Source organism: Rothia sp. HMSC064D08 (assembly GCF_001809525.1).
Lineage (GTDB): Bacteria > Actinomycetota > Actinomycetes > Actinomycetales > Micrococcaceae > Rothia > Rothia dentocariosa.
The window spans coordinates 378941-392957 of the sequence record NZ_KV797895.1; the positions used below are offsets into that span (position 1 = coordinate 378941).

At 53.9% G+C, this 14017-nt stretch carries 11 protein-coding genes; 9 read left to right on the plus strand and 2 right to left on the minus strand.

The features are described from left to right. The first annotated feature begins 98 nt into the window (after positions 1-98). Together clpB and HMPREF2625_RS03980 are read left to right on the plus strand one after the other, a co-directional pair. Positions 99-2696 (plus strand): ATP-dependent chaperone ClpB, encoded by a 2598-nt coding sequence (clpB, locus tag HMPREF2625_RS03975; RefSeq protein ID WP_013397814.1) that lies wholly within the window; start codon positions 99-101, stop codon positions 2694-2696. Between the two features lie 160 nt (positions 2697-2856). Beyond that, positions 2857-3228: a winged helix-turn-helix transcriptional regulator gene (locus tag HMPREF2625_RS03980; RefSeq protein ID WP_070522017.1), complete on the plus strand. Its 372-nt coding sequence runs from the start codon at positions 2857-2859 to the stop codon at positions 3226-3228. Positions 3229-3293: 65 nt separating this feature from the next. Here the strand turns inward: HMPREF2625_RS03980 and HMPREF2625_RS03985 are convergent, their stop codons facing one another. Together HMPREF2625_RS03985 and HMPREF2625_RS03990 are read right to left on the minus strand one after the other, a co-directional pair. After that, entirely contained in the window at positions 3294-4307 is a 1014-nt protein-coding gene (locus HMPREF2625_RS03985; RefSeq protein ID WP_070522019.1) for a zinc-binding alcohol dehydrogenase family protein, read from the minus strand. A 180-nt stretch (positions 4308-4487) separates the two neighbouring features. Beyond that, positions 4488-5024, minus strand: a complete 537-nt coding sequence (locus tag HMPREF2625_RS03990) for a PadR family transcriptional regulator (protein WP_048752672.1) — start codon at positions 5022-5024, stop codon at positions 4488-4490. Between the two features lie 150 nt (positions 5025-5174). On the opposite strand from HMPREF2625_RS03990, the gene HMPREF2625_RS03995 reads away from it, so the two are divergent. From HMPREF2625_RS03995 to HMPREF2625_RS04025, 7 genes are all read left to right on the plus strand, one after another. Then, positions 5175-6143, plus strand: coding sequence for a Sir2 family NAD-dependent protein deacetylase (locus HMPREF2625_RS03995; RefSeq protein WP_070522023.1), 969 nt, complete (start codon positions 5175-5177; stop codon positions 6141-6143). Positions 6144-6394: 251 nt separating this feature from the next. Then, positions 6395-7408, plus strand: coding sequence for an excalibur calcium-binding domain-containing protein (locus HMPREF2625_RS04000; protein WP_070522026.1), 1014 nt, complete (start codon positions 6395-6397; stop codon positions 7406-7408). Between the two features lie 505 nt (positions 7409-7913). Continuing rightward, positions 7914-8510 carry a DUF4956 domain-containing protein gene (locus HMPREF2625_RS04005; protein ID WP_004005538.1) on the plus strand — a complete coding sequence of 199 codons (597 nt, stop codon included), beginning with the start codon at positions 7914-7916 and terminating at the stop codon, positions 8508-8510. 195 nt (positions 8511-8705) lie between these two features. After that, complete coding sequence (locus tag HMPREF2625_RS04010; RefSeq protein ID WP_070522029.1) at positions 8706-9542, plus strand: polyphosphate polymerase domain-containing protein; 837 nt, start codon at positions 8706-8708, stop codon at positions 9540-9542. 169 nt (positions 9543-9711) lie between these two features. Next, entirely contained in the window at positions 9712-11298 is a 1587-nt protein-coding gene (locus HMPREF2625_RS04015) for a carbohydrate-binding domain-containing protein (protein ID WP_070522032.1), read from the plus strand. A gap of 266 nt (positions 11299-11564) precedes the next feature. Continuing rightward, the gene (locus HMPREF2625_RS04020; RefSeq protein WP_070522036.1) at positions 11565-13463 is read left to right on the plus strand and encodes a carbohydrate-binding domain-containing protein; all 1899 of its coding nucleotides are present in this window, start codon (positions 11565-11567) and stop codon (positions 13461-13463) included. 342 nt (positions 13464-13805) lie between these two features. Then, the gene (locus HMPREF2625_RS04025) at positions 13806-14012 is read left to right on the plus strand and encodes a DUF3073 domain-containing protein (RefSeq protein ID WP_013397806.1); all 207 of its coding nucleotides are present in this window, start codon (positions 13806-13808) and stop codon (positions 14010-14012) included. The last annotated feature ends 5 nt before the right edge of the window (positions 14013-14017 follow it).

Consider the following 14017-nt stretch of genomic DNA (forward strand, 5'->3'; position numbering starts at 1 on the left):
AACCCCTTGCATCCAAACATTGAGTGTAGTAGACTCAAGTTAGCTGTAAAAAGAAGGCGCAGGATGCGCCCCCGCACAACACACGAAAGGACACAGTTTTGGACGCAAAATTCACCACCAAGAGCCAAGAAGCGCTCTCCGCCGCTAATATGAACGCGCAGACAGCGGGTAACCCCAGCATCGAACCTGCGCACATCCTCAAAGCACTGATGGATCAGCGAGAAGGCGTTGCCGTAGCGGTTCTCAAGGCTGCAGGGCTCGATATCGACGCCATTTCGGAAGCCGCATCCGCAGAGATTAAGAAGCTGCCGAAGGCATCTGGCGCATCTGTGCAGAACGCAAACTTCAGCCGCAGCGCCCTCGCCGCTATTCAGAGCGCGCAGACCCACGCCCAGAAATTCGGTGATACTTATATTTCCACCGAAATGCTGCTGCTGGGCATCGCAAGCGGCGATAGCGATACCGCTCGCGCGCTTGAAAACCTGGGCGCAACTGCCAAAGTTATCGAAGAGACCATTCCCCAAGTACGAGGAGACCGCACCGTGGATACCCCGGACCCCGAAGGCACCTTCCAGGCCCTTGAAAAGTACGGAACCGACCTGACCGCGCTCGCCCGTGAAGGCAAACTCGACCCCGTGATCGGTCGAGACTCCGAAATCCGCCGCGTGGTGCAGGTGCTCTCGCGGCGCACCAAGAATAACCCCGTGCTTATTGGTGAACCTGGCGTCGGCAAAACTGCTGTGGTCGAAGGGCTGGCTCAGCGCATGGTCTCTGGCGACGTCCCCGAATCCCTGCGCGGTAAAACCCTGATCAGCCTTGACCTTGGGTCCATGGTTGCGGGCGCTAAATACCGCGGCGAATTCGAGGAACGCCTCAAGGCCGTGCTTGAAGAAATCAAGAAATCCGAAGGCCAGATCGTTACCTTTATCGACGAGATGCATACCGTGGTTGGTGCGGGCGCATCAGAAGGTTCCATGGATGCGGGTAATATGCTCAAGCCCATGCTGGCACGCGGTGAGCTGCGCATGATTGGTGCTACTACGCTCGACGAGTTCCGCGAGAACATTGAGAAAGACCCCGCCCTGGAGCGCCGTTTCCAGCAGGTGTACGTGGGTGAGCCTAGTGTTGATGACACGATCGGTATTCTGCGTGGGCTCAAGGAACGCTACGAGGCGCACCATAAGGTGCAAATTTCGGATGCCGCCCTGGTTGCCGCCGCAGCACTTTCAAATAGGTACATTCCCTCACGTCAGCTGCCCGATAAGGCGATCGACCTGGTGGATGAGGCCGCATCGCGCCTGCGCATGGAAATCGACTCGGCCCCCGAGGAAATCGACCAGCTGCGCCGCGCCGTAGACCGTCTGACCATGGAAGAACTGGCCCTCAAGAACGAGACCGACCCGGCGTCGAAGGAACGCTTGGCGGCGCTGCGCAAAGACATGGCCGATAAGAAAGAGCAGCTGGATGCGCTCAACGCCCGCTGGGAAGCCGAAAAGGCCGGTTTGAACCGTGTGGGCGATCTCAAGAGCGAAATCGACGAGTTGCGCTCGCGTGCCGAGGTGGCACAGCGTGAGGGCAACCTGGCGGATGCATCCCGCCTGCTCTACGGCGAAATTCCCGCCAAGGAGAAGGAACTGGAGGAAGCTCAGCGCGCCGAAACTGAGGCTCATGGCGAGGCTATGGTCTCTGAAGAGGTCACGGCTGACGACATTGCCGAGGTTATCTCTTCCTGGACGGGCATTCCCGCCGGGCGCATGCTTCAGGGTGAATCCGAGAAGCTGCTGGAGATGGAGAAGCGCATCGGTGAACGTCTGATCGGTCAGGAAGCCGCCGTGGTTGCCGTGGCGGATGCGGTTCGCCGCGCCCGCGCCGGAATTTCCGACCCGAACCGCCCGATTGGTTCCTTCCTGTTCCTGGGACCGACCGGCGTGGGTAAGACCGAGCTTGCGAAGGCTCTGGCGGAGTTCCAGTTTGACGACGAGCACGCCTTGGTGCGCATCGACATGAGTGAGTACGGCGAGAAACACAGTGTATCCCGCTTGGTGGGTGCGCCTCCCGGATATGTGGGTCACGAAGAGGGTGGTCAGCTGACCGAGGCTGTGCGCCGTCGCCCCTACTCCGTGGTGCTGCTGGACGAGGTTGAGAAGGCCCACCCCGAGGTCTTCGATATCCTGCTGCAGGTGCTTGATGACGGTCGTTTGACCGATGGTCAGGGTCGCACCGTGGACTTCCGCAACGTGATTCTGATTCTGACCTCGAACCTGGGGTCGCAGTATCTGGTCGATCAGGAGATGCCGTTTGAGGAGCGCACAGAGAAGGCGATGCAGGTGGTTCACCAGGCGTTCCGCCCCGAGTTCCTGAACCGTCTGGACGACATCATCATGTTCGAGCCGCTCTCTTCCGAGCATCTGGGACAGATTGTTAACCTGCAGATTCAGGGCATGGGCAAGCGTCTGACCGACCGCCGCTTGACCCTGGATGTTACCCCCGCCGCCCTGGAGTGGCTGGGCTTGGCAGGGTACGATCCGGCCTTCGGTGCCCGTCCGCTGCGCCGCCTGGTACAGCGCGAGATCGGCGATCGTCTGGCGAAGGGCATCCTCTCGGGCGCTATCCACGATGGCGATACCGTAGAGGTGGATGTGAACCCGGATGTTGCGATGGACGGTCTGTCGGTGACCTCCAAGCGTGACGACTAAATCATCACGGCGCGAAACAGAATGCTAAGTTGCAGCGGGAGCGTAAATTACGCTCCCGCTGCAACTTTCCACTCCCGGAGGAGTTCGTGCTTGCAGAGCTAAGGACCGATACGCCTGTTTGCATAAGCTTCTAGATATTTCAAAATGCTATAGTTCCCTCATGGATACTTGTGAGAATAACGCTGACGTTTACAACAAGAACTGTCCGTGCCGACATATTCTCGATAGGATCGCGGATAAATGGACGGCACTTATTATCGGGCGTCTGCAGCAGGGACCTCAACGTTTTTCAGAGTTGAGGCGTAGCATCACCGGCATAACGCAGAAAGTTCTGACCCAGAACCTCCGGACATTAGAGCGCGACGGTTTAGTGAGCAGGACTATCTTTCCTACCGTACCCGTTACTGTGGAATATAAACTTACCCCATTGGGTGAAACCCTAATTGAGCCTTTACAAGTTCTTCGCCAATGGTCTGAGGCTCATAAACAAGAAGTACTTGACGCACAAGACGTGTACGATACGACGAAATAGCGGCAGAATATATATGAGGAGGGGTTATCGTCTGCACGATAGCCCCTCCTCACATTGACGGGAGTTTAAGAATAAGAGATGACGAGTTTTCCGATCATATGGGAGCTTTCAACTTTCTGATGCCCCTCACGGAAAGACTCAACACTAAGTCCTGTTAAAGTCTCGGTGAGAGTGCCCGTAACCTGTCCCGAGTCAATCATGTCAGCTACCTGCCTCAGCAGATCAGACTGATACGCCATATCCTCTGTTGCAAACATGGAACGAGTGAACATAAATTCTGGCGTCACAGAGATCGACTTAGGTTTAAAAGCGCCAATGTTAAAAGTCTGAGGATCGTCAATAAAAACTAATTGACTCTGCGGATTCATGGCAGAGGCAATATCCTCTTCACGATGTTCAGTGTAAGCAGAGAAAACGTAGTCGGCACCGCCAAGATCCTGAACTTGCTGTCCCAAATCTTTGCTGTGATCCACAATGTCATCCGCTCCCAGCTTCTTGCACCATTCAGCGGATTCTCGGCGTGAGGCTGATGCAATTACGCGAAGAGAAGTTCGTGCATTTGCAAACTGGATAACCATAGAACCGACTCCGCCTGCCCCTCCAATCACCAAAAGGTTACCCGAAGTGTCTTTGGTGAGACCCATATGATCAAAGAGCGTTTCCCACGCAGTGATTGCGGTAAGTGGAATGGCAGCCGCTTCCGTGAACCCCAGCGATGCAGGTTTCTTAGCGACAATACGGTAATCTACCGTCTGATATTCTGCGTTTGAACCTGGGCGTGTGAGATCACCAGCGTAATAAACCTCATCGCCAGGGACAAAACCAGACACATTTTCCCCTACGGACTCGACGATACCTGCCGCATCCCAACCAAGAATTTTAGGATCTTGCTGAACTCCTGCACCTGCGCGTACCTTGACATCCACGGGGTTGATAGAGACAGCTTTCACTCGAACCAGGAGATCCTGGGGCCCGGGAACAGGGATGGGCATTTCAGTCTCAATGAGTGCTTCTGGGTCAGAAATTGGTAGGGAACGTAGCATAGCAATTGTTTTCATAGTGTTTGACATAAAACTCATGCTACTGCTTGCCCCACAGGCACTTTCAAGGAGGGTTAGTTACTCCGAGGAAACCCAGTCATACCTATAGATGAAACATAACGTATAAGGTTTCGTTCCGAGCCGTGTTTTTATCTTTGCCCGAGGCGGGAGCATAGTTTATGCTCCCAGAACTCAGTCTTTAACGCGCAGAATCAGCCCTTACTTCTTGCGATTCTGGTAGAAATCCTTCTCGAATTTGCGTGCCCAGTCCGCAATAAGTCGGTAGGTATCGGAACACAGCTCTAGGGTTGCCTTTGCCTCTATTTGGTCGTCAATGGATGCGGCAGCCTGTTCCAGCCGATCTGCCCATTCGCTGTAGGTATCGGCAATAGACTGCAACAGCTCGTGCCCCATCTTCTCGTCCACCATGCGGATATTCGCGATGACGGAGACGAAGTTGAAGTCTACGCGCGCCGGGCTGGAGGCAATATCGTAGAGAAGCTCATGAAGACGTTCCTTGCCTTCGAGGGTAATGGAGTAGACCGTGCGCTCAGGCATAGCACTGTCTTTAACGGTAGTGCTCTCCACGTAACCCTGCTTGTAGAGCTGCACCAGGTTGCGGTATACGGAGGGTGAGCTGATGCGCGCCCAACCGCGCACTCCGCGCTGGTCCATCATTTTGTTCATTTCGTAGGCGCTCATCGGGTGCTCATGCAGAGCTCCCAGGATCATAGCGTCGATAGTTGGGGTTGCCATGATGCTTCCTTTCACTATTGCTGTTACTAATAATACTATCAGTAATACTAGTCTTGTATATAGGAGTTTGTGATCAAGAGAACCCGAGCAGGGGGTAGGTTGCCCGTCCCTAACTGGGGGAGAGAAATATTCCCGACATACACTAGATACATGGAAAAATGGACCGATACGCAGAACTTCGCAGACGCGGGCGAGAAAAGCACACTCATCGCCTCCGCGCATCGCGCCGCCATTCGCTCCATTGAACGAGTCGTCACCGAAACCGTCACCCCGCATGACCCTCTATACGCCGCCGAGGGCATCGAAAAAATGCTCCGCATCGGCGGCGTTCTGGCGCTTACCGGCGCCGGGGTTAGCACCGAATCCGGCATTCCCGACTATCGCGGACCCTCCGGATCACTCCTAGACCACCGGCCCATGACCTACCAAGAATTTCGTTACGACGATGCCGCCCGACAACGCTACTGGGCTCGGTCTTACGTCGGGTGGAGGCGCATGCGCCGCGCATCCCCGAATCGTGCTCACTATGCGCTCGCCGAACTTGAGCATGCGGGTGCGGTGAATGGCTTGATTACCCAAAATGTTGATGGTCTGCACGTGAGTGCCGGAAGCAAGAACGTGCTAGCGCTGCACGGCGATTTATCCTCAATTCTGTGTCTGGACTGCGGAATGCGTGAGTCGCGTGAGAGCCTGGATATCCGCCTGGATGCAGCAAATCCGGGGTATCTGGAACGCCTCGAAAGTACCGAATTGCAGGTTAATCCTGACGGCGATGTTGAGCTCGATAACGACTATATTCGCAGCTTCCAGATGGTGGGATGCACGGCTTGCGGCTCGACGAAACTCAAACCGGATGTTGTCTATTTTGGTGAATCCGTGCCCGCCGACCGGAAGGCCCGCCAGCAGCAGATGCTCGCGGATTCTTCGGGTGTGCTGGTGGTGGGTTCCTCGGTCGCGGTTATGAGCAGCTACAAGATTGTGCTTGATGCCCTGCGCGCGGATAAACCCGTGGCGGTTATGAACGGTGGCCCCGGGCGTGCGGATGCGCGCGTCACCTATCTGTGGCGCACGGGCGTGGGGGAGGCACTGGAAGAAATGCTGGATCGCCTCGATATCTAACCTGCTAATCCTTGGGCTACTCAAAAGAAAAAAGCGTTGGAAATACCGATTTTCACTATCAAGAGTATTTTCTAGATAGAACTTAAGGTGCCTGCAATAACATTAAAGTTAAAGCCTCAAGATGATATTTAAAGTTTATGGTAATAGTACATCTATCAAAAATACCTGTGTTAATAATTTCTCTTTAAAAAATCCGCTCAAACCGCGTCATAGAGGCGAAGGCGGGGTTTTGAGAGAGTAGTATATAAAGCATGAGAACTAAAAAAATTGCTACTTTCGGTGCCGTTGCAGCTCTGAGCTGCGGATTGGTAGGCGGTTTTACTACCATTCCGGCAGCATTTGCCACTAATTCCCTTCCTGGTAATTCTGTATCTAATTCTGTTCCGGGAAATTCGGAACACTCCCACAGCGATGAAGCTAAGATTTCTTTCCCCAATGAATGGAAAGAAGGTCAGGAGTTGACCTTCCAAGGCTCCGGCTATACAACCGAAGATGGTTCTGCTGGTTCCACTCTGGTGCTTAAAGATGGTGAAGGTGCCATCGTGGGTACCTATGAAGCAGACGCGCAGGGCAATGTCTCCGGCAACATCAAGTGGAATGCTGCCTATGCAGAACGTGACTATGTTGAAATTACCGTTCTGACCGGCAAAAAGGCTGGCGATGTGCGGCGCAGTGAGACTGTAAAGGTCAAGGTCGTGGCTTCTGAGAAGAGTGGTTCCCTTCCCGGTGAAGGTGGCCAGGGCGGCATGGGTGCCGTAGGCGGCGGCAGCACTCCCTCATCTACGCCGACTGCGACCCCCTCATCGGCTCCTGAAGCAACCACTCCTGCTTCAACTCCGAGCGCATCCACCACTGCGGAGGCTGCAAGCACCCCATCTGCTGCCGCAACCGAAACCGCCCAGGTGACTAACGGTTCCGAAACTCACCAGTTTGCTACCTGTAAAGAGGCTGAAGAAGCAGGTTTCAAGGACATTAAGCGCGGCGACGCTGCATACTCTGAGAAGCTCGACAGCGATCATGACGGCGTAGCTTGCGAAAGCAACGGCGGCAATGGCGAGCAGGGTAGCGCATCCAACGGTAACGGCGGTGCAGGTTACGTTTCGGATAACAACAATAACGGCTCTAATAACGCTTCTTCGAACAGCAATGGCAAGTTGGCTAACACCGGTGCAAACGGTGCTCTGACCGTAGCAGGTCTGGGTATGGTTGCTCTGGGCGTGGGCGGTGCAACCGTAGCTGCTCTGCGTAAGCGCAAGCGTGCCTAAAGATTAGATGATCAAGTCCTCGGGGCGGTTCTAGAAGCTGCCGGAGGCTACATAGAATCCCTCGTTCCTCATGATTGAGGAGCGGGGGATTTTGCTGTTTAAAACCTCAAAATCTAGGAAGATAGTTTCCACAAAAAAGCTGTCGATAGCCGCCCTCTGCAACGAGACCCCGTTCGGCAGTATTAAGGATCGAAAAGCGTACCAATCAGGATTTGCATAGGAGACGTTATCTAAGTCAGAATGTGCCTTTTGCGCATCCTTAAGACCTCTAGATAGGCGCTAACGCTCCGTATATGCAAATTCTGAATTTTTATGAGCATACCACCACATTTTTGTAGTACTGAGTCTCGTTCTTCATCCTTTATTCCCTGCAATCGCGGGGAACTTGTAGATATGCACGAAATACATAACTACAAGTTAAGACAGACACAGGAAGAACACAGGAACGGGCGCGAATCTAGAAATACAAGAACATAACGGCACACAAAACGGAACGGAGAGTCCAATGGATATCTTGATGATGGGACTGGCAGACCTAGTAGCGATTGGCACACTCTGCACCCTGTACATGATTCGTCATAAGACCCGTGAACTCATGATTTCATACGCGGTTATCAACGCCGGTGTCTTCACCGTAACGGTCGCCCTGGCACATGCCGGAAGCACTGCGGGCGCTATGGGTCTAGGACTCTTCGGCGTTCTCTCCATTATCCGCCTGCGGTCTACCTCCCTAAGCCAGCGCGAGGTCGGGTACTACTTCGTATCTCTCGCCCTAGGTCTGATCTCCGGCGTGCGGCTTGACCCGCCATATATCGCCTTCATCCTCATGGTGGTACTGGTCGGAATCATCGCACTACTGGATTCACCGATCTTTGAAGCGAAAAACCAGCCGCGCACCCAAACCGTCACGGTGGATCGCGCTATCAGCGACGAAGGAACCTTGAAAGCCTATCTGGAATCGCGCCTCGGGTACGAGGTCGTCTCCGCTAAGATCCTGGAGCTTGACCTGCTCAACGACACTACACAGGTGACTATCACCTATAAAGAGCTTCCCCAACTCCAAGAACACCTTAACGCGAACTACGAATACTACGCTTCCTAGGCTTTATCTCGCGGATATCCCCTAAAACTACACCTAAAAACTCACACGTTGAAAGGACCTACCATGAGTCCCCAAGCACCTCAGCCGTACACCCCGTTTCAGGGTGGCGCCGCACAGACCTTGGAATCTACGCACACCCCTGCGGTAGATAATACTCCGTCTTCTCACCGAAGCGGGCACCGAGAGGAAAGTACCATGTCTATCGTGCCAACCTATTGGCAGAGCATCAGCCTCGATGAACTCAACGAAAAAGCTGCTATGCAAACCCGTGTGGACCGCAAATACATTGTGGATGCAGATTATGCGGCATCTATCCTAGCTGAACTTCCCGCCGACGAGGCGGCCGTCCTAGAAATCGACGGTCAGCGTGAATTCGCCTATGACTCTGTATACTTCGACACCCCTGACCTGGTGAGCTATAAGGCTTCCGCCATCGGCAGCCGTAACCGGTTCAAGGTACGTACTCGCAGCTATCTGGATTCTGACCTTAGCTTCTTGGAAGTCAAGACTGAAGGGGCTCGTGAATTCACGGTCAAGGAACGTATTCCGTACTCTATCGAAAACCGTGACACGCTCACTACAGAAGGCAAGGAATATGTAGCTACCGCGCTTGAGCAGCTGACGGATGCGTCTGTCGATGACCTAGAGCCGGTTATCCGCACCGGGTACCGTCGTACGACTGTATATTTGCCCCAGTCCGAGCAGAATCCGGTGGATTCTCGCCTCACGATTGATACTTCGCTCACCTGGACTCCGCTTTCAGAAAACGCGCTCATGTACACCGCAGACGGCGGTGAAGGACCAACCAAGTATCAGGTCGGTACCGAATATACTGCACCCGGTACGGTGATTATCGAAACGAAATCCGGCAGCGCACCTTCAGTCGCTGATAAGTATCTGTGGCGTGCGGGCATCCGACCCGTCAAAATTTCTAAGTTTGCTACGGGTATGGCTGCGTTGAATCCTCAGCTACCGGCGAACAAGTGGAAGCGCACGATTCAACGTTGGATGCAGCTTGAACCTGCCGCTTAGATCTAGACCTGAGCGGGTAACGTCTTAGAACGCGGCACAAGAATAGGGTGGGGTTTTCCAGAGGCTCACCGTGTTAGGGCATTCTGGAAACCCCACCCTCTCGCGTAGGATGGTTGAGGCAATCTTTACCGAGATACTTAATCCCTACAGATAAGGAACCCCGTTCGAGATGTTCAAAAACCGGTTTACATCTGTTCTTACATGCGCCTTTGCAGCATCGCTGGCACTTGCCGGATGCGCCATTAGCGGGAACCCTGATAACTCCAAAGCCACTGTGACCGCACAGGAACAGGGGAAGGAACTTAAATCTGGCGTATACACCTCGAACACCAAAAATGGTGAAAAGATTAATGCGCAAACTCACTTTACGCAAGAAGACGTGACCTGGAACCAGGATGCTGTTCTTCCGCTCAATCTGGCAGATCCCACCACAACCGATGGGGTCAGCGAACAAAACGGCACGATTACGATTACGAAGGGGGGAACCTACCGTATGTCTGGCGACTATACGGGGCAAGTGAAGGTTCAAGCCCCTAAGACAGATAAAGTTCAGCTCATTCTTGACAGCGTTAACATCACGAATGAGACCGGACCTGCTATTAACGTTGCCTCTGCCGACGAAGCCGTCATCTACACGTCTCGGGGCAGCACCAATAACCTCAGCGACGGCCCAGAATACGCAGTTCAGGGCAAAAAAGAGGCAGATTCTACAATCTATTCAACCGCTAACCTAACCCTTGCGGGCGATGGAACGCTGAATATCGCCGGTAAATTTGACGAGACGGTGCACACCACCAAAGGACTGGTTGTTGCTGGCGGTGCCCTCAACGTTAATTCCTCGAAGACTGGGCTTAAAGGCAAGGACTACGTGGATATTCAGGGCGGGACCCTGCGTATTGAAGCCGCAAAAGACGCGATTAAAGCCACCAACACCGAAAAACAAGGTCTTGGATGGGCACGCGTGGCTGGCGGTGACACTGTTCTTCGCGCTGGCGACGACGGCATCAAGGCGTTGCGCACCCTTGAGATTCTGGACGGGAAGCTCACCATCGAAGGGTCTGAAGAAGGGCTTGAAGGGCAATACGTCAATATTCATGGCGGCAATACGCTCATCAACAGCAATAATGACGGCGTGAATGCCTCGCTCAAGGACCAGCTGCCTAACGATCAAGAGTATGAGGATCAGAAGGAAGACAGCGATCAGCCGGATGCCAGCCCCGTACCCTTGGGTGGTGCCCGCGATACCACAGAGGTTATTGATACCGTGATCAACATGACCGGTGGAAATGTAACCCTCAACGTGGGTGCCGACGGCATGGACTCTAATGGACACGAGTTCTACACAGGAGGCGAGTTGCTAATCAACGGTCCTCAAGACGATGCCAATGATCCTATTGATCCAAATGGTGACATTACTGTAAGTAACGACGCCAGGATCTCATTTGGCGGCGGCGGTGTAGAGCTTTTCAAGCGCCCGATCGACGACTCCACGAATGGGTATCTGCGAATTGCAGATAACGATACTTTCCCACAAGGGCAGTCTGTTCAGGCAGTAGATTCTGCCGGACAAGTTGTTGCAAACTACCGGGTGATTACTCCGGGTGTTAAACAAGTATTTTTCTCGAATCCCTCTATCGTGAAGGGTCAAGAATACACTCTTTACCTAGCACCCACGCTGGTGGATCCGAAGACCACCACCCTTGCACCTGGTGCCGTTGAACGTGGAACTTTCACGGCATCAACCCCTGATCTGTAAAACATAACGAGAGGAGAGAATCCTATTCCAACCTTTAGCCTGCGCAGGATAAAACCATCACACAAAACTCCGGCGCGGGTGGCGGTGCACGCCACAAATATGCATCAGAAAATCCAACTTCTATCACACGACACATACATCAGGAGCCTGCAGGAACCCGTGAATTTGATGCGGCAGGTACCCGTTACCCCGTAGAATTCGGATGTAAACCCTGAAAATACTCACAAACTGCTCAAACAGTGTAGATAGAAAGTGATTCTTTCCCCATGAATAAAAAAATACTGACTTCGGCAACCTCGGTAACTTTGCTCGCGGCGCTTGCGCTCACCGGATGCTCAACCACAAGCAACGCCCTCGCCTCTGGCACGACTGCGGCGGATAGCTCAGTCGGTACGACTGCGACAACATCCTCGGCAACCGCCACCGACACTGCCGCCAGCAGCTCGTCATTCTCGACCAACGTGAAAAGCGGTGAAAAACTCGACGTCGATACTCACTATTCGGAGCAGGATCTCAGCTGGGACACTTCTTCCGAAACCGCGATTGACCTTTCAAACCCCACCGCAACGGACGGCGTTACGGTTGAAGACGGCACCTTGACCATCACGAAGGCTGGCACGTACAAACTCTCCGGCGAATACCAGGGGCAGATCAAGGTTGAAACCGCTGACAGCGACGCGGTTCGGCTCGTTCTCGATAACGCAAACATCACGAATTCCAGCGGTGCCGCGCTGAACGTGGTAAACGCTGACGAGGTTATTCTTTACAGCGCATCCGGCACCACCAATACGATAAGCGACGGTGCAGACTACACCGCAACGGGGGAAGATGATCCGGATGCCGTGGTCTATTCCAAGGCCGACCTGACGATCGCGGGTGAAGGCACCCTGAAGGTGAACGGCAACCACGAAGACGGTATTCACACGAGTGACGGCCTTGTGATTGCCAGCGGCACTCTTGAGGTCAATGCGGCGAACACCGGTATCAAGGGCAAGGATTATGTGGATATCCTAGGCGGCACTATTAACGTGACCGCGCAGCAGGACGGCATCAAATCCACTAACGATACCGATGAGGGGCAGGGCTGGACCCGTCTGAGTAACGGTACCGTGACCGTGAATGCAGGCGATGATGGTTTCAAAGCCTCTCGGGTCGTCGAAATTTCCGGGGGTTCCCTGACGGTTGAACAGTCCGATGAAGGCATTGAGGCACAGTACATCAACGTCTCTGGCGGCGATGTAAACGTCACGAGCGCGGATGACGGCATGAATGCCTCGCTGAAGACGAGCGATTCTGAGAGTACGGATTCATCCGCGAACACCTCTGATACTGCCGATCAGCAGCAGAACAACCAGCAGCAGGGCAGCCTGCCGGGTGGGCAGCAAAGCGAAACCTCCAATCAACAACAGCAGGGGACGGGTCAGCCTCCGCAAGGACAGCCTCCTGCGATGTCTGGAACCTCGCAGGACGGCACGTCTCAGAACGGAACTTCAGGCACAGCTCAGCAGCAGAACAACACCCAGAACCAAGGCAACCAGAACATGGGTCAGCCTCCGGCAATGCCCGGCGGTAACGCCCAGGACGGCACGTCTCAGAACGGAACTACAGGTACCGGCCAGCAAGGGATGGGCCAGCCCCCGCAGGGTGGTATGCCCGGTGGTGGCGGCGGAACCTTTGAGGTTGTCGATGCTGCAATCAACGTGAGCGGCGGTAATATTACCGTCAATGCTGAGGGCGACGGCATTGATTCGAACGGTGTCACAACTCTTTCTGGAGGAACGCTGATAGTGAACGGTCCCAGCCAAGGCGGTAACGCTGCGCTGGATACCAACGGCGACTTGCTCCTCAACGGTGCCACGGTTCTCAGCGGCAGCACGGCAGATATGTTCGAGGCTCCCTCCACCAACTCGACGAGCGGCTACCTGAAACTGACCAATAGTTCCGGATTTGAGCAAGGATCCACGGTTCAAGTAGCGGATTCATCTGGTAAGGTGGTGGCTAACTATAAAGTCACCAAGTCGAATGTGCAGTTGGTTCTCGTCTCTAGCTCATCGATCGTCAAGGGTCAGAGTTACACGGTGTACACTACAACATCGGCTGTGGACTCCAACGCAGCGTCGTTGGCATCCGGTGCGACCGAGCTAGGTAGCTTTACAGCCAGCTAGTGCGGGTTGTTCCCAGGGGCTTGGGGATAAAATCTTTGAGTCTCGGGCTTGTAGAGATGGGTTGCTACGCGCGGCTCTTATAGAAGGCTCCTACAAAGGTTTGGGCTCCACATCAGCGTATAATGCGCGAGGTGGAGCCCAAACCTTATGCATAATTCGCCGGGTTTTGGGCGAAGAAACTGAAGATTCGATAGATTTTCTGAGCATGAATCTGTCAATCAACAAGACATTGAGGGGTAAAACAAGGTACCCTAGAACATAGGAAAGACTAGAGAGCGATCCGTGGGTTATGCGCGCCTTGGGTGTGGTGGCTGCGGACATGAGGAAAGAGGGGGTCACGCCATGGGGCGCGGCCGTCAGAAGGCTAAGGCAACACGGCAGGCTCGGGAGATGAAGTACTTCAGCCCCGAGACCGACTACAGTGCACTTGAGCGCGAGCTCAACGCTAAGAACACTAAATCCTCCGAATCATCTTCTCGTCGCTATGATGATGAGGATGATTACTCGGCATACGCGGAGAAATATGCCAAATATGATGATGAGGTGTAGCGGTA

Coding starts and splice junctions, on each gene's coding strand:
- HMPREF2625_RS03980 (WP_070522017.1), top strand. CDS start 2,857: ATGGATACTTGTGAGAATAACGCTGACGTTTACAACAAGAACTGTCCG.
- HMPREF2625_RS03985 (WP_070522019.1), bottom strand. CDS start 4,307: ATGAGTTTTATGTCAAACACTATGAAAACAATTGCTATGCTACGTTCC.
- HMPREF2625_RS03990 (WP_048752672.1), bottom strand. CDS start 5,024: ATGGCAACCCCAACTATCGACGCTATGATCCTGGGAGCTCTGCATGAG.
- HMPREF2625_RS03995 (WP_070522023.1), top strand. CDS start 5,175: ATGGAAAAATGGACCGATACGCAGAACTTCGCAGACGCGGGCGAGAAA.
- HMPREF2625_RS04000 (WP_070522026.1), top strand. CDS start 6,395: ATGAGAACTAAAAAAATTGCTACTTTCGGTGCCGTTGCAGCTCTGAGC.
- HMPREF2625_RS04005 (WP_004005538.1), top strand. CDS start 7,914: ATGGATATCTTGATGATGGGACTGGCAGACCTAGTAGCGATTGGCACA.
- HMPREF2625_RS04010 (WP_070522029.1), top strand. CDS start 8,706: ATGTCTATCGTGCCAACCTATTGGCAGAGCATCAGCCTCGATGAACTC.
- HMPREF2625_RS04015 (WP_070522032.1), top strand. CDS start 9,712: ATGTTCAAAAACCGGTTTACATCTGTTCTTACATGCGCCTTTGCAGCA.
- HMPREF2625_RS04020 (WP_070522036.1), top strand. CDS start 11,565: ATGAATAAAAAAATACTGACTTCGGCAACCTCGGTAACTTTGCTCGCG.
- HMPREF2625_RS04025 (WP_013397806.1), top strand. CDS start 13,806: ATGGGGCGCGGCCGTCAGAAGGCTAAGGCAACACGGCAGGCTCGGGAG.